Genomic DNA, 13,731 nt, shown 5'->3' on the forward strand with positions numbered 1-13,731 from the left:
GGCCCGGAACCATGCGGTCGCTAGCTGGCGAGCTGGCGCAGCACGTACTGCAGGATGCCGCCGTTGCGGTAGTAGTCCGCTTCACCCGGCGTGTCGATGCGCAGGACGGCGTCGAACTCGACCGGCGCGCCGCCGTCGGTGGGCGTCGCCGTGACCCGGACCGTACGGGGAGTCCGGCCCTCGTTGAGCTCGGTCACGCCGCTGACCGCGAAGGTCTCCGTGCCGGTGAGGCCCAGGGACTGCGCGTTCTGGCCCGACGGGTACTGCAGCGGCAGCACGCCCATGCCGATGAGGTTCGAGCGGTGGATGCGCTCGTAGCTCTCGGCGATGACGGCCTTGACGCCGAGCAGCGCGGTGCCCTTGGCGGCCCAGTCACGGGACGATCCGGAACCGTACTCCTTGCCGGCGAGGACCACCAGCGGGGTGCCCGCCGCGCGGTAGTTCTCGGCGGCGTCGTAGACGGCGGCCTGCGGCGCGTCCGGCTGCGAGAAGTCCTTCGTGAACCCGCCCTCGACGCCGTCGAGCAGCTGGTTCTTGATGCGGATGTTCGCGAAGGTGCCGCGGATCATGACCTCGTGGTTGCCACGGCGCGAGCCGTAGGAGTTGAAGTCCTTGCGCTGGACGCCCTTCTCGGTCAGGTACCGGCCGGCGGGGGTGTCCGACTTGAACGATCCCGCGGGCGAGATGTGGTCGGTGGTCACCGAGTCGCCGAGCTTGAGCAGGACGCGTGCGCCGTCGATGTCCTCGACCGGGCTCGCCTCGCGCTGCATGCCCTCGAAGTACGGGGGCTTCCGCACGTAGGTGGACTCCGGATCCCAGGCGAAGGTGTCGCCGGCGGGCGTGGGCAGGGACTGCCAGCGCTCGTCGCCCTCGAAGATGGTCCGGTAGCTCGAGGTGAACATGTCCTCGTCGATGGACTCGTCGATGACCCTCTGGACCTCGACCGGGTTGGGCCAGATGTCCTTCAGGAAGACGTCGTTACCGGCTTCGTCCTGGCCGAGCGGCTCGGCGTCGAAGTCGAAGTCCATGGTGCCGGCGAGTGCGTAGGCGACCACCAGCGGCGGCGAGGCCAGGTAGTTCATCTTCACGTCCGGGTTGATGCGGCCTTCGAAGTTGCGGTTGCCGGACAGGACGGCGGTGACGGCGAGGTCGTTGTCCTGGATGGCCTGCGAGATCTCGTCCTCCAGCGGGCCGGAGTTGCCGATGCAGGTCGCACAGCCGTAGCCCACGGTGAAGAAGCCGAGCTTCTCGAGGTACGGGATCAGGCCCGACTTCTCGTAGTAGTCGGTGACGACCTTGGAGCCCGGGGCCACGGAGGTCTTGACCCACGGCTTGGACACGAGGCCCTTCTCGACGGCGTTGCGCGCCAGTACGGCGGCGGCGAGCATGACCGACGGGTTGGACGTGTTGGTGCAGGAGGTGATCGACGCGATGCTGACGGCGCCGTGGTCCAGCTCGAACTCGCGGCCGTCCTTCATGCTCACGCTGACCTTCTTCGACGGACGCGTGGACTCGTTCGCTCCGGCCGGGACCGTCTCGCGGGGCTCTGCGTTCTCGTCGGTGACCGACGAGGTCGTCCCGGGGGTGAAGCTCGGCGAGTCGGAGGCGGGGAAGCTCTCCTGGGAGGACTCGTCGACCGTGCCGCCGGGGGCGAAGGACAGCTCCGGGTCGGTCGAGTAGTTGCGCAGGTCCTCGCGGAACTGGCCCTTGGACTCGGTGAGCGCCACGCGGTCCTGCGGGCGCTTCGGGCCGGCGATCGAGGGGACCACGGTGGACAGGTCCAGCTCGAGGTACTCGGAGAAGCGGATCTCGCGGGACGGGTCGTGCCAGAGGCCCTGCTCCTTCGCGTACGACTCGACCAGCGCCACGTTCTCGGCCGGGCGGCCCGTGAGGCGCAGGTAGTCGAGCGTGACGTCGTCGATCGGGAACATCGCGGCGGTCGAGCCGAACTCGGGGCTCATGTTGCCGATGGTCGCGCGGTTGGCGAGCGGCACGGAGGCGACGCCCTCGCCGTAGAACTCCACGAACTTCCCGACGACGCCGTGCTTGCGCAGCATCTGGGTGATCGTGAGGACGACGTCGGTCGCGGTGGCGCCGGCGGGGATGTCACCGGTCAGCTTGAAGCCGACGACGCGCGGGATGAGCATCGAGACGGGCTGGCCGAGCATGGCAGCCTCGGCCTCGATGCCACCGACGCCCCAGCCGAGCACGCCGAGCCCGTTGACCATCGTGGTGTGCGAATCGGTACCGACGCAGGTGTCGGGGTAGGCGCGGAGGACGCCGTCGACCTCGCGGGTCATGACGGTGCGGGCCAGGTACTCCAGGTTGACCTGGTGGACGATGCCCATGCCAGGCGGGACGACCTTGAAGTCGTCGAACGCGGTCTGTCCCCAGCGGAGGAACTGGTAGCGCTCCCCGTTGCGCTGGTACTCGATCTCCATGTTGCGCTCGAGGGCTCCGGCATTGCCGAAGGCGTCGATCTGCACCGAGTGGTCGATGACCATCTCGGCGGGCGCGAGCGGGTTGACGCGCTTGGGGTCTCCGCCGAGGTCTGCGACGGCCTCACGCATCGTTGCGAGGTCGACGACGCAGGGAACCCCGGTGAAGTCCTGCATAATGACGCGCGCAGGGGTGAACTGGATCTCGGTATCGGGCTCCGCTGCGGCGTCCCACCGCGCGAGTGCACGCACGTGGTCGGCCGTGATGTTCGCGCCGTCCTCGGTGCGCAGCAGGTTCTCCAGCAGGACCTTGAGGCTGAACGGAAGGTTCTCGGCGCCCTCGACCGCGCTTAGCCTGAAAATTTCGTATTCAGCGCCGGCGACATCGAGTACGCCCTTCGCGCCGAATGAGTCCGCGGTCGACATGACGTTGGCTCCCTTCAGAGAGATTGTGGAATACCTTCATCCTATTCCACGTCCAGCGTCACTGTATACAGTCGTACACCAATGCTGCCGACAGCGAGATTCTAGGCTTCGCGGCGCCTCGGGCCGTCCCGCCCGACAGTGCCCTGCGGCCCGGCGAAGACGCCCTCCTGGTCCGGCGATCCGATCCTGCTGTGGTCCACCACGGGGCCCGTGCCGGCGATCTCCCGGATGAGTTCAATCCCCGCGATCGCCTCTTCCTTCGAGGCGTAGTACGTGGAGACTGCGACGAGCGTTCCATCCGGAGCGGTCAGTTTCACCCGGAACCCGTCGTCATGCGCATCCACCAGTTTGAAGTATCCTGCCATCGTCCTACCTCCTTGTAAGGGGCATTCCCACGAACCTGCGGTCCCATATGATAAGCATACTTACCGACCTGTTTTGCGGGACCCGGTACTCGTTTCCGGGGAACGGACACCACGCGGGAGCGGAGGGGTCCAGTAGTGTTCCCGGTGCCACCTCCGTTTCGACCAGGCGGTGTCGACGACAGCGCATCGACCAGAAGGAGCACGATGACAGAGTCAAGCAGCGCCGGGAACCCTGCCGGCGCAGCCCTTCCCGCTGATCACCCCCTCGGGCCCGCAGTTCCCGTTCCCCCGCTCGAGAAGGAAACGCGGCGCAGCCGGGAGGACCCCATCACCCCGACCGGTCGCCGGGATTCCGGTTCCGCAGTCCGGGGCGGCGCGTCCGGTCGCGGCGATGACGGTCGCCCCCACGCGGATCGACGCGAGAACGCCCTCGATCCCTCGCCGGGATCCGGCGACCACCACGGGACCTCCATCCGGGACGAGCAGCACACCCACCAGGCAGGCGTGGTGCCCGCCGCGTACGTGGGCGGAGGCACGCCGGACCATCCGGACGAGAACCGCCACCCCGAGGACGCCGTCCTGGAGCCCGATGCCTGGGACCGCGACACGGAGGACTGACGCGAGGAGTCAGCGACCCCGCTGCGCGAGCCGCGCCACGACCGACGACGGCGCCACCCGTGCCAGTGCCGTGAGCGCCTTGTAGCGGAGGCTGGGCACGGACACGGCCCTGCCCGCGGCCGTATCCCTCAGTGCCTCGCGGACCACGAGCCCGGCGTCGAGCCACAGGACGGCAGGGACGCTGGCCTTGTCGGCTCCCATCCGCTGGTGGAACTGGGTGTGGACGAAGCCCGGGCAGACCGCCGTCACCCGGACACCCTCCGGCCCGTAGGTGAGGTTCGCCCAGCGGCTGAAGCTGATCATGGCCGCCTTGGCCGCGCCGTAGGTACCCCTCGGGGTGAATCCGGCGACGCTCGCCACGTTGATGATGGTCCCGGCCCTCCGCGGGCGCATGGACTGCAGGGCCGCGTGGGCGAGCGCCAGGGGCACCTCCACGTGGATCCGGAGATGCCGGATCTCGTCCTCGAGCGTATTGTCCGCGAACGGCCTGACCAGCCCGTACCCGGCATTGTTGACCAGCACCGTGACGGCACGCGGCACGGCGCCCGGTCCCCCGGCAGCAGGCTCCCCCGGATCGGATTCCCCAGCGGCGCGGATCCTGCCGAGCACCCGTCCCAGGCCGTCGTCGTCGAGCAGATCGGCGGCGAGAGTCTCCACGTCGACGCCCCACGTCTCCCGCAGGATCGTCGCCGCCTCCTCGAGCGGACCGGGAGCCCGGGCCACCAGGACCAGGTTGCAGCCGCGGGCGGCGAACTGCCGCGCGAACTCGGCTCCGATGCCGGACGTGGCACCCGTGACAAGCACAGTCTCAGTCATGCAGCCACCTTCCCCCGCGCCGGCCACCCGCGCAAGACAGCCTGCTGACCATGCAACGTCGATGCGACCCTTCGGGTTGTACGGTCGCGCTATCGGCGTCATCGGGCATTCCTGCCCGTCGTACGCCGGGGTGCAGCGCCCGGGCACACCGGACCCACCACGTGCAGGCACGAGAGGAAGTTCCATGAGCGGTAACAGAGCTGTTGCGTACAAGGGACCAGGGAAGGTCGAGGTCATCGACACCGACTACCCGACATTCGAACTCAAGGACGGACCGGGGGTGAACCCGGCCAACATCGGCCGGAAACTCAATCACGGCGTGATCCTGAAGACCGTGACCACCAACATCTGCGGCTCGGACCAGCACATGGTCCGCGGCCGCACCACGGCGCCGTCCGACCTCGTGCTGGGGCACGAGATCACCGGCGAGGTCGTGGAGGTGGGGCCCGACGTCGAATTCATCAAGAAGGGGGACATCTGCTCCGTGCCCTTCAACATCGCCTGCGGGCGGTGCCGCAACTGCAAGGAGCGCAAGACGGGCATCTGCCTCAATGTGAACCCGGCTCGTCCGGGAGCCGCCTACGGCTACGTCGACATGGGTGGCTGGGTGGGTGGCCAGGCCGAGTACGTCCTGGTCCCCTACGCGGACTGGAACCTGCTGAAGTTCCCGGACCGCGACCAGGCGCTGGAGAAGATCCTCGACCTGACGATGCTCTCGGACATCTTCCCCACGGGTTACCACGGCGCCGTGACGGCCGGAGTAGGGGTCGGCTCGACGGTCTACATCGCCGGGGCCGGTCCGGTCGGTCTTGCCGCTGCTGCGTCGGCACAGCTGCTGGGCGCCGCCGTCGTGATCGTCGGCGACCTCAACGAGGGCCGGCTGGCGCAGGCACGGAGCTTCGGCTGCGAGACGGTGGACGTGTCCAAGGGTGATCCCCGGGACCAGATCGAGCAGTTGCTCGGCGTCCCCGAGGTGGACTGCGGCGTGGACGCGGTGGGCTTCGAGGCGCGCGGACATGGGAAGGGCTCGTCGAGCGAAGCCCCTGCCACGGTGCTGAACTCCCTCATGGAGGTCACCGCGGCCGGCGGCGCCCTGGGCATCCCGGGACTGTATGTCACGGGCGACCCGGGCGCGGTGGACGATGCCGCGAAGGTGGGATCCCTCTCCATCAGCCTCGGCACGGGGTGGGCAAAGTCACTGTCCTTCACCACGGGCCAGTGTCCGGTCATGAAGTACAACCGGGGGCTGATGATGGCCATCCTGCACGACAGGGTGTCGATCGCGAAGGCCGTCAACGCGAAGTCGATCGGACTCGAGGAGGCACCGCGCGGCTACGAGGAGTTCGACGCCGGAGCTGCGACGAAGTACGTGCTCGATCCGCACGGCTACGTGGCGGCCTGACCGGACGACGCGCCTCGAGGACGGCGAGCCGACGCGGCAGGAATGACTCGTCGATGCCGTTCTGACGTGGTGGCGAAGCCCCACTGACGGGCGGTTGCGACGCCCTGTCCACGGAGCGGCGAGGGGCCCGGGCACGAGCTGTCCGGGCCCTTCCTGCGCCCTCCCGGGACTGCAGAACGCAAGTGTGCCAGAGGATCCTCAAATGATCCACTTTTTCTTCCCTTGTTTTTCATCAATGTCAAGCACCGCACCGTACCGGTTTGGCAACGAATGAAAATTAATCTACGGTGGAGGTAGTTCCCCGTCCGGGGAAGCGAAAAAGCTGCCGACAATCGGGCAGCGATGAATGCCCGGCGCCGCCCTCCACCGCTCGTTGCTCAACAGGCGGCTGCCGAACCATGACCTCTATATCGTCAAGGTGAGCAGCGGCGCGAAGAAGTCCGGGGACGGGCCTAGTGCGGGTGGCCTTTCGGAGCATCGTAACCCCATGAACAAAATGACCTTCAGCACCAGCGCACGTCGCGGACTCGCAGCAGTAGCACTCACCGGCCTCGGCCTCGGCGCAGCGGCTGGCGCAGCCAACGCTGCCCCCGCCAGCGACTGGGATGCACTGGCACAGTGCGAGAGCGGCGGAAACTGGGGCATCAACACCGGCAACGGCTTCTCCGGCGGACTGCAGTTCACCCCCTCGACCTGGGCAGCCTTCGGCGGCCAGGGCGCCCCCCAGAACGCATCCCGCGAGCAGCAGATCGCTGTCGCCGAGAACGTCCTCGCCGGTCAGGGCTGGGGAGCATGGCCCGCATGCTCGGCCAAGCTCGGCCTCGGCAGTGCAGCCGCTCCGGCTCCGGTCCAGTTCCAGCAGGCCCCGGCTCCGGTTGTCGTCCAGGCTCCCGTTGTCGTCCAGGCTCCCGTCCAGGCTCCCGTCGTCGAGGCTCCCGTTCAGGTCCAGGCCCCCGTCGCGGCTCCGGTCGTCGTCGAGGCTCCCGTCGCGGCTCCGGTCGTCGTCCAGGCTCCCGTCGCAGCTCCCGTCGCACTGAGCGGCCAGACCTACACGATCCAGGCCGGCGACACCCTCAGCACGATCGCCGAGAAGCTCGGCATCGAGGGTGGCTGGCAGGCTCTGTTCGCCGCCAACACCGACACCGTGATCCACGCGGACCTGATCTTCACCGGTTCCATCCTGCAGCTCCCGGCCTAGTCCGGCCGATCGGCGCCGGGCCGGACCCCACGCCCTCCGCGTGACCTGCCCGGCCTGACTCCGAACTGAGCCCCCGTCTCCTCGAGACGGGGGCTCAGTCGTTTAACGGCTACGCGGCTCGGACACCGGCTGCTCGGCGAATGCCGGGAGTACGTACCTAGCCGCAGGACGTGGCGTCGACGTCGATCGCGAGGTCGTGGGCCACCGAGTAGTCGCGATCGGGGGTGGAGTAGGCGACGAGGATGTTGTCCGCGCTCCCATGGCTGACGCCCTCCGCCAGTTCGACGGTGATGATGATGTTGACATGCGCATCGGGCTCGAACTCGTAACCGTCCGCGGGGACGGGCGGGCCGATCGGCTCCGGCGGTGTGCTCGGGGTCGGCGTGGCGGCGTGTTCTTCGTGGGCGCCCGGAGTCGATTCCGCCCCCGGGTGGTGGTGCCCCTCGCGATTCGCGGTCTGCACCATGGACGAGAGGACCACCAGGCCCTCGGGATCGCCCAGTGTCATCTTCCCGAAGGTGAAGGTCTCGAGGGTCGGATTGTGCAGCATGACCGTGTAGCGCAGGCGGCTGTCATCGGGCTGCACACCGCACAGCTGCGCGCCGTCGATGCCCACGCCGAGTGGATCGTCCCCGAGGTCCCCCACGGGCACGGCCTGACTGCCGTCCTGCGGGGCGCTCTCCGATCCGGGCTGCTCCCGGCCCGAGGTGTTGACGCCCAGAGGATTCTCCTCGACGGTGCCGCAGCCCCCGAGTGCCAGCGAGGCCGACAGCGCGACAGCGAAGAGGGCGATCCGGCGTCCGGGCGGCAGTGCGGTTCCGAGGTTCACGATCGATTCGACCCATCCTGTCAGCTGGCCGCCGGGGTGCGAGGCTCCGGCGCTGGTACCTGGCATTCGTCGCACCGCCGGGCCCGGCTTGGTCCTGCTCCGGAACCGTCCGGAGGACGCTCCGTCAGGCGAGCGGCTTGCCACCTGTGACGCCCAGGATCTCTCCCGAGACGTACCGGGCGTCGTTGGAGGCGAGGAAGACGTAGGCGCCCGCCAGTTCGGCCGGCTGCCCCATCCGGCCGAGGGGCGTGTCCTCCCCGAACGACTCGAGTTTCTCGCTGGTGGTCGTCGCCGGTTGCAGTGGGGTCCAGATGGGCCCCGGAGCCACGGCATTCACCCGGATCCCGCGCTCCCCCAGCAGCTGGGCCAGGCTGAATGTCAGGTTGTTCAGCGCGGCCTTGGTGGCGGCGTAGTCCATGAGGCTCGTGGACGGATGGTAGCCCTGCACCGAGGTGGTGTTGATGATCGAGGAGCCCTCGGTGAGGTGGGGCAGGGCGGCCTGCGTCAGCCAGATGGTGCCGTAGACGTTCGTCTCGAAGGTGCGGCGCAGTTGGTCCGCGTCGATGTCGGGAAGACCCTGGGGCTGGGCGATGTGGAAGCCTGCGTTGTTCACGAGGATGTCGAGCCCTCCGAGCCCGTCCACCACCTGGCGGACAGCCGAGGACGCGTACGCCTCGTCGCGCAGGTCTCCCGGCACGGCCATCGCCGTCCGCCCCTCAGCACGGATCAGTTCCAGGCAGCTGGCGCCGTCCTCCTCCTCCTCGGGAAGGTACCCGATCGCGACGTCGGCACCCTCCCGGGCGAAGGCGAGGGCCACCGCCCTGCCGATGCCCGAGTCACCGCCGGTGATGAACGCCCGCCGGCCCTGCAGCCGGCCGTGTCCCGTGTAGCTGTCCTCCCCGTGGTCCGGACGCGGGTCCATGCGCTCCGTGAAGCCGGGATATTCCTGCAGTTCCGGAGACGCATCGACGGCGGGCCCTCTCGGGTCGTCCTGGTCGAGCGTGCCTGACGGATCGTTGCCCATGGTGCTCCTGATGGTGGCGGACGGGAATACTAAGCCTACTGTCATTGTGTTTGTCGCGTTAGTCCTCTAGTAATTGACCTATGACAGTGATCCTGAGGTCCCTTGAAACGGCTGTACCCGACACGGTCCTGGTGCAGTCCCAGGTCCGGGACGCGTTCGCGGCGCAGCCGGGACTCACGCGGCTGGGGCAGCGCCTCGTCGGGGCGGCCTTCGACTCCTCCGGCATCGAGACCCGGTACAGCGTCATCGGGGAGTTCACCCTCGGCAAGTCCTTCGACGACCCCGTCTTCTTCGACCGGGAGAACATGCGGGTCCTCTCGCCGAGCACCAAGACCCGCAACGAGGTCTACGCCGAGGAGGGTGCGAAACTCTTCATCGAGGCCGGGCGGAAGGCACTGGAAGCGGCTCCGGGCATCGAGGCTGCGGACATCACGCACGTCGTCACCGTGTCCTGCACCGGCTTCTTCGCCCCGGGCCCCGACTACAAGGTGGTGCGTGCCCTGGGCCTCAACCCGTCGGTGCAGCGCTCCCACCTCGGCTTCATGGGCTGCTATGCGGCCCTCCCCGCGCTGCGGTCCGCGAAGGCCTTCTGCGAGGCGGACCCGGACGCCGTCGTCCTCGTGATCTCGGCGGAGCTGTGCTCTCTGCACGTCCGCTCGTCGAACAACCCCGACACCATCGTGGGATCCTCCCTGTTCGCCGACGGTGCGGCGGCGGCCATCGTCTCCGCGCGGGACATCCCCCTGGCGGGGCCCGCCCTCAGTCTGGACCACTTCGAGACAGTCCTGACGCCCGTCGGTGAGGAGTCCATGGCCTGGAACATCGGCGACGAGGGTTTCGAGATGGTCCTCGGCACGTACGTCCCCCACATCATCGACGACCACATCGTGGGCGCCCTCGAACCGCTCCTGGCCCGGGACGCGTCGCTGCAGGGCCTCGACTACTCGGACATCGAGCACTGGGCCATCCATCCCGGCGGGCGGAGCATCCTCGACAAGGTGGAGGCGAAACTCGGCCTGAGCGAGCAACAGCTCGTCCCGGCGCGCGAGACCCTGCGCGACTACGGCAACATGAGCAGCGCAACCGTGATGTTCGTGCTTCGGAACATCCTCGACACGCCGGCCACCGGCGGGAACAACCGGATCTGCTCGATGGCGTTCGGCCCCGGCCTCACGGTCGAGACCGCACTGCTCACCAGGATCGGCGCACCCTCCGCCGACGCCGCGGCAGATGGCACGACGGCAGCGGGCACGACGGCGGCGGGTACGACGCTCCGCGACGCGTCCATCGCCGAAGACCTCAAGCCCGTTCTCGCAGAAGCCGGCGCATGAGCCGACTCGGGTTCCTCGCACAGCGGGACCCGGAGGCCATCGAGGAGATGGACCGGCCCGACTGCGACCCCCGGAAGCTCGACCGGACCTACGCCCAGTTCGGGGTCGTCAACGCCGTGGTGTCGGGCTGGCGGCGCACCTACGCCTCGCTGCTCCGGCCGGCCTTCTCGCGGGACCGCACGAACACGCTGCTGGACATCGGCTCGGGTGGCGGCGACGTACCGCGGACGATCGCGCGCTGGGCCCGCCGCGACGGCTTCCGGCTCGAGGTGACGGCGATCGATCCCGACGAGCGCGCCCACGCCTACGCGTCGTCGCGCCCGCCCCTGCCAGGGCTGTCCTTCCGGCGCGCCCTCAGTGCCGAGCTCGTGGCCGAGGGCGCGGTGTTCGACGCCGTGGCCTCCAACCACGTCCTGCACCACCTCGACCCCGCCGGCTTCACCGGCCTGCTCGACGACACGGAACGGCTGGCACGGCGCGTCGCGGTCCACAGCGACATCGCCCGGCACCCCCTCGGGTACGCCCTGTTCTCGGCCGGCACGCTGCCGCTCCCCGGGTCCTACATCCGCCGGGACGGCCTGACCTCCATCCGCCGGAGCTACACGCCGGACGAGCTGCGCTCCTCGATCGCGGACCGCGAAGGCTGGCAGGTACGCACAGCGGTGCCCTTCATCAACCTGCTGGTACTGGATCCGTCCCGCGGGGCACCGCGCAGTGCATGACGTGATCGTCGTCGGCGCCGGTCCGGTCGGGCTCTACACCGCACTGCTCCTGCGGCGGGCGGGCCTCGACGCCGTGGTGCTCGAACGCCGTACGGAACGCAGCAGCCACTCGCGGGCCATCGGGATCCACCCGCCGGCGCTGCGGGCCCTCGCCGCGGGAGGCATCGCCGACGAGCTGCGCGACCGCGGGGTCCTCATCCGCGAAGGAGTCGCCCGGAGCGCTGGACGGCCGGTGGGCACGCTGTCCTTCGGCATCCTGCCCGGCGACGAGAAATACGTGCTCGCCGTACCGCAGGCCGTCACCGAGGAGGTCCTCGAACGCCGGCTCGAGGAGGCCTTCCCCGGCACCCTGCGGCGCGGCGTCGCCGTCGTCGGGACGCGGGACGCCGGTGGGTCCGTCCTGGCCGCCACGAGGACCGAGCGGGAGGACGGCGTCCTCGAAGCGAGGCTCGTCGTCGCCGCGGACGGGGCCCGGAGCCCGCTTCGGGACGCCGCGGGGATCCGTGCGCCGGTGCGGCGCTACCCGGACTGCTACGTGATGGGGGATTTCCGGGACAGTACGCAGGACGGCGACGACGCCGTCCTCTACCTCGAGACCGGAGGCATCGTCGAGTCCTTCCCCCTCCCCGGCGGCATCCGCCGCTGGGTGGTCCGCGTCGGCTGCCCGGTGGAACGCCCGACGGCGGAGGACCTCACGCAGCTCATCCTGGACCGGACGGGTGTCGGCGTCGATCCGGGCACCAACTCGATGCTCAGCGCCTTCGAGGTCCAGTCGCGGCTCGCCGATCGCTTCGTCTCGGGGCGCACGGTGCTGGTGGGCGACGCGGCGCACGAGGTGTCTCCCATCGGCGGACAGGGCATGAACCTGGGCTGGCTCGACGCCGTCCGGCTGGTACCGATCATCGCGGCATCGGTGCGGGACGGGCGGGACGTCGCCGGGGAACTGGTGCTGTACGAGAAGGAACGCCGCGCTGAGGCCGCGGAGGCACGCCGGAAGGCCGCCATCAACATGGCACTGGGACGTCCGCTGCCGGCGCCGCTGATGCGTCTGCGCAACGCGGTCTTCGGGGCGCTCCTCAGGAGCGACGCGATCCACGGGGGCGTCGCGCGCGCCTTCACCATGCAGTAGGAGACCGCGCCGCCTGCAGTGCCCCGACGCAGAAACCCCCGCAGCGTACCGCCATCCGCACCGGAGGGTGCGGACGGCGGGGCGCTGCGGGGGTCGACCGGCCAGGGAACCGGAGGGCCTACTTCTTGAACAGGCCCTTCTTGACGTTCTCGGGGCGCTGCATCTCGCCCTGCTTCGCACCCATCACCACGACGATGCCACTGATGAGGGGCAGGAGCCACTGGGTGACCTTGAGCTGCGACTGTGCTTTGGCCAGTTCGTCGCTGGCGCCGGGCCGGGGCTCGGTGGCGCCCGCGCTACCCTGCTCGGCGAGCTCACCGACCTTCTTGCCGAGGATGCCCGAGTACAGCGAGAGCGCCATACCCAGGACGGTGACGACGGACTTCCAGACGGTGTTGGAACCGACGCTGTCCTGGGCGGCGACGCGACCCTTGTTGCCGAGGATCAGGCCGATGCCACCGACCGCGTGGGCTGCGAAGGCGGCGACCTGGACCGGGGTCCACTTGGCCCAGCCGAGCGCGGAGAGGCGCGTGCGCTCCTTGGGGTCCTTCGCCTTGCCTGTCGCACCGTTGAGTCCGACGGCGCCCATCAGGGTGCCGCCGAACCATGCAGCGGCGCCGAGGTCGTGGGCTGATCGTGCCAAAAGGTTTCCTGCCATGATGTAGAGCTCCTTAGACGTTGGTTCGACCTACCCTCTACATTTATCAGCATGCTTAGGATTAAGCTACGGGAAACCGGACGGGAAGACCGGGTGGGATCCTTCCCGGGGAGCTGCTACGAAAGGCCGACGCGCATGACGGACCCTACGAACGATCTCGACCAGCTGTGGCCCGCGTGGAAGGAAGCGGTCAACATGAGCGCTTCCCAGCTCGCGGCGTGGCTGGACACCGCTGAATCACGAGCCGTGGGACAGAAGGAGTCGGGCTCGGACGAGTCCGTGGGACATCGATCGGGCAAGCGAATCGTCGACATCCTGAACACGAAGCGCGAAGACCACACGGACGACGACGTCGAGCACATGCACAAGGTCGTGGGCTACGTCCACCGCCATCTCGCCCAGCGACCCACCAAGGAGGACGTCGAATCCTCGAAGTGGCGCTACTCGCTCATGAACTGGGGACACGATCCCCTGAAATAGCAGCAGCGGACCGGCACCCTCGATGCGACGGAGGGCGCCCCGCTGGTGCGGGACGCCCTGCGCTGCGTCGGTCGGTTACTTCTTCGACAGCGCGCTTTCCTTGTGCGCAGCCTTCTTGCCGGACTTCGAGCTCTCGACCGTGTAGTACGGCTCATCCTTCGACGCGTTGAATTTCTGGTCGTCGAACGTGAACTCCTTGTCGTGCTTCTCCACGACCTTGCCCTCGGTCGTGCCCTGGGACGTGTTCCAGGTGACCGTATCGCCCTTGCGAAATGACATCGCGCTCCTTCCCCGA

The 13,731-nt window shown here is 68.7% G+C and carries 14 protein-coding genes; 7 read left to right on the forward strand and 7 right to left on the reverse strand.

What is annotated here, in order from left to right; all coding sequences use genetic code 11:
• Positions 1-20: 20 nt before the first annotated feature.
• Positions 21-2,864 carry an aconitate hydratase AcnA gene (acnA, locus tag ACX80J_RS15245; RefSeq protein ID WP_459348363.1) on the reverse strand — a complete coding sequence of 948 codons (2,844 nt, stop codon included), beginning with the start codon at positions 2,862-2,864 and terminating at the stop codon, positions 21-23.
• Between the two features lie 101 nt (positions 2,865-2,965).
• Positions 2,966-3,229: a YegP family protein gene (locus ACX80J_RS15250; RefSeq protein ID WP_459344829.1), complete on the reverse strand. Its 264-nt coding sequence runs from the start codon at positions 3,227-3,229 to the stop codon at positions 2,966-2,968.
• 204 nt (positions 3,230-3,433) lie between these two features.
• Between ACX80J_RS15250 and ACX80J_RS15255 the strand changes: the two genes are divergently transcribed.
• Positions 3,434-3,847 (forward strand): hypothetical protein, encoded by a 414-nt coding sequence (locus tag ACX80J_RS15255; RefSeq protein ID WP_459348364.1) that lies wholly within the window; start codon positions 3,434-3,436, stop codon positions 3,845-3,847.
• Positions 3,848-3,856: 9 nt separating this feature from the next.
• Here ACX80J_RS15255 and ACX80J_RS15260 read toward each other — a convergent pair whose 3' ends face one another.
• Positions 3,857-4,663 carry an SDR family NAD(P)-dependent oxidoreductase gene (locus ACX80J_RS15260; RefSeq protein WP_459344827.1) on the reverse strand — a complete coding sequence of 269 codons (807 nt, stop codon included), beginning with the start codon at positions 4,661-4,663 and terminating at the stop codon, positions 3,857-3,859.
• A gap of 184 nt (positions 4,664-4,847) precedes the next feature.
• Here ACX80J_RS15260 and fdhA point away from each other — a divergent pair, with 184 nt between their 5' ends.
• Both fdhA and ACX80J_RS15270 read left to right on the forward strand, forming a co-directional pair.
• The gene (gene fdhA, locus ACX80J_RS15265; protein WP_459344826.1) at positions 4,848-6,065 is read left to right on the forward strand and encodes a formaldehyde dehydrogenase, glutathione-independent; all 1,218 of its coding nucleotides are present in this window, start codon (positions 4,848-4,850) and stop codon (positions 6,063-6,065) included.
• Between the two features lie 487 nt (positions 6,066-6,552).
• Complete coding sequence (locus ACX80J_RS15270; RefSeq protein WP_459348365.1) at positions 6,553-7,263, forward strand: transglycosylase family protein; 711 nt, start codon at positions 6,553-6,555, stop codon at positions 7,261-7,263.
• A gap of 157 nt (positions 7,264-7,420) precedes the next feature.
• Here the strand turns inward: ACX80J_RS15270 and ACX80J_RS15275 are convergent, their stop codons facing one another.
• Both ACX80J_RS15275 and ACX80J_RS15280 read right to left on the reverse strand, forming a co-directional pair.
• Positions 7,421-8,158 carry a hypothetical protein gene (locus ACX80J_RS15275; protein WP_459344824.1) on the reverse strand — a complete coding sequence of 246 codons (738 nt, stop codon included), beginning with the start codon at positions 8,156-8,158 and terminating at the stop codon, positions 7,421-7,423.
• A 58-nt stretch (positions 8,159-8,216) separates the two neighbouring features.
• Positions 8,217-9,116, reverse strand: coding sequence for an SDR family oxidoreductase (locus ACX80J_RS15280; protein ID WP_459344823.1), 900 nt, complete (start codon positions 9,114-9,116; stop codon positions 8,217-8,219).
• An 80-nt stretch (positions 9,117-9,196) separates the two neighbouring features.
• On the opposite strand from ACX80J_RS15280, the gene ACX80J_RS15285 reads away from it, so the two are divergent.
• From ACX80J_RS15285 to ACX80J_RS15295, 3 genes are read left to right on the forward strand one after another with little or no spacing between them, the layout of a single operon-like run.
• Positions 9,197-10,447 (forward strand): type III polyketide synthase, encoded by a 1,251-nt coding sequence (locus ACX80J_RS15285; protein ID WP_459348366.1) that lies wholly within the window; start codon positions 9,197-9,199, stop codon positions 10,445-10,447.
• On the forward strand, positions 10,444-11,169 hold the full coding sequence (locus ACX80J_RS15290) for a class I SAM-dependent methyltransferase (protein ID WP_459344821.1): 726 nt from the start codon (positions 10,444-10,446) through the stop codon (positions 11,167-11,169). The genes ACX80J_RS15285 and ACX80J_RS15290 overlap by 4 nt, the downstream gene beginning before the upstream one ends.
• The gene (locus ACX80J_RS15295; protein WP_459344820.1) at positions 11,162-12,298 is read left to right on the forward strand and encodes an FAD-dependent oxidoreductase; all 1,137 of its coding nucleotides are present in this window, start codon (positions 11,162-11,164) and stop codon (positions 12,296-12,298) included. The genes ACX80J_RS15290 and ACX80J_RS15295 overlap by 8 nt, the downstream gene beginning before the upstream one ends.
• 118 nt (positions 12,299-12,416) lie before the next feature.
• Here ACX80J_RS15295 and ACX80J_RS15300 read toward each other — a convergent pair whose 3' ends face one another.
• Positions 12,417-12,956, reverse strand: a complete 540-nt coding sequence (locus tag ACX80J_RS15300; RefSeq protein ID WP_459344819.1) for a hypothetical protein — start codon at positions 12,954-12,956, stop codon at positions 12,417-12,419.
• 135 nt (positions 12,957-13,091) lie between these two features.
• Here ACX80J_RS15300 and ACX80J_RS15305 point away from each other — a divergent pair, with 135 nt between their 5' ends.
• The gene (locus ACX80J_RS15305; RefSeq protein WP_459348367.1) at positions 13,092-13,436 is read left to right on the forward strand and encodes a DUF3140 domain-containing protein; all 345 of its coding nucleotides are present in this window, start codon (positions 13,092-13,094) and stop codon (positions 13,434-13,436) included.
• A gap of 75 nt (positions 13,437-13,511) precedes the next feature.
• Here ACX80J_RS15305 and ACX80J_RS15310 read toward each other — a convergent pair whose 3' ends face one another.
• Positions 13,512-13,715 carry a hypervirulence associated TUDOR domain-containing protein gene (locus tag ACX80J_RS15310; RefSeq protein ID WP_301228990.1) on the reverse strand — a complete coding sequence of 68 codons (204 nt, stop codon included), beginning with the start codon at positions 13,713-13,715 and terminating at the stop codon, positions 13,512-13,514.
• Positions 13,716-13,731 lie beyond the last annotated feature (16 nt).

This window comes from Arthrobacter rhamnosi, assembly GCF_054510975.1.

Bases quoted from the DNA above. Each gene is read 5' to 3' on its own strand.
- acnA (WP_459348363.1), bottom strand. From the start codon at position 2,864: ATGTCGACCGCGGACTCATTCGGCGCGAAGGGCGTACTCGATGTCGCC.
- ACX80J_RS15250 (WP_459344829.1), bottom strand. From the start codon at position 3,229: ATGGCAGGATACTTCAAACTGGTGGATGCGCATGACGACGGGTTCCGG.
- ACX80J_RS15255 (WP_459348364.1), top strand. From the start codon at position 3,434: ATGACAGAGTCAAGCAGCGCCGGGAACCCTGCCGGCGCAGCCCTTCCC.
- ACX80J_RS15260 (WP_459344827.1), bottom strand. From the start codon at position 4,663: ATGACTGAGACTGTGCTTGTCACGGGTGCCACGTCCGGCATCGGAGCC.
- fdhA (WP_459344826.1), top strand. From the start codon at position 4,848: ATGAGCGGTAACAGAGCTGTTGCGTACAAGGGACCAGGGAAGGTCGAG.
- ACX80J_RS15270 (WP_459348365.1), top strand. From the start codon at position 6,553: ATGAACAAAATGACCTTCAGCACCAGCGCACGTCGCGGACTCGCAGCA.
- ACX80J_RS15275 (WP_459344824.1), bottom strand. From the start codon at position 8,158: ATGCCAGGTACCAGCGCCGGAGCCTCGCACCCCGGCGGCCAGCTGACA.
- ACX80J_RS15280 (WP_459344823.1), bottom strand. From the start codon at position 9,116: ATGGGCAACGATCCGTCAGGCACGCTCGACCAGGACGACCCGAGAGGG.
- ACX80J_RS15285 (WP_459348366.1), top strand. From the start codon at position 9,197: ATGACAGTGATCCTGAGGTCCCTTGAAACGGCTGTACCCGACACGGTC.
- ACX80J_RS15290 (WP_459344821.1), top strand. From the start codon at position 10,444: ATGAGCCGACTCGGGTTCCTCGCACAGCGGGACCCGGAGGCCATCGAG.
- ACX80J_RS15300 (WP_459344819.1), bottom strand. From the start codon at position 12,956: ATGGCAGGAAACCTTTTGGCACGATCAGCCCACGACCTCGGCGCCGCT.
- ACX80J_RS15305 (WP_459348367.1), top strand. From the start codon at position 13,092: ATGACGGACCCTACGAACGATCTCGACCAGCTGTGGCCCGCGTGGAAG.
- ACX80J_RS15310 (WP_301228990.1), bottom strand. From the start codon at position 13,715: ATGTCATTTCGCAAGGGCGATACGGTCACCTGGAACACGTCCCAGGGC.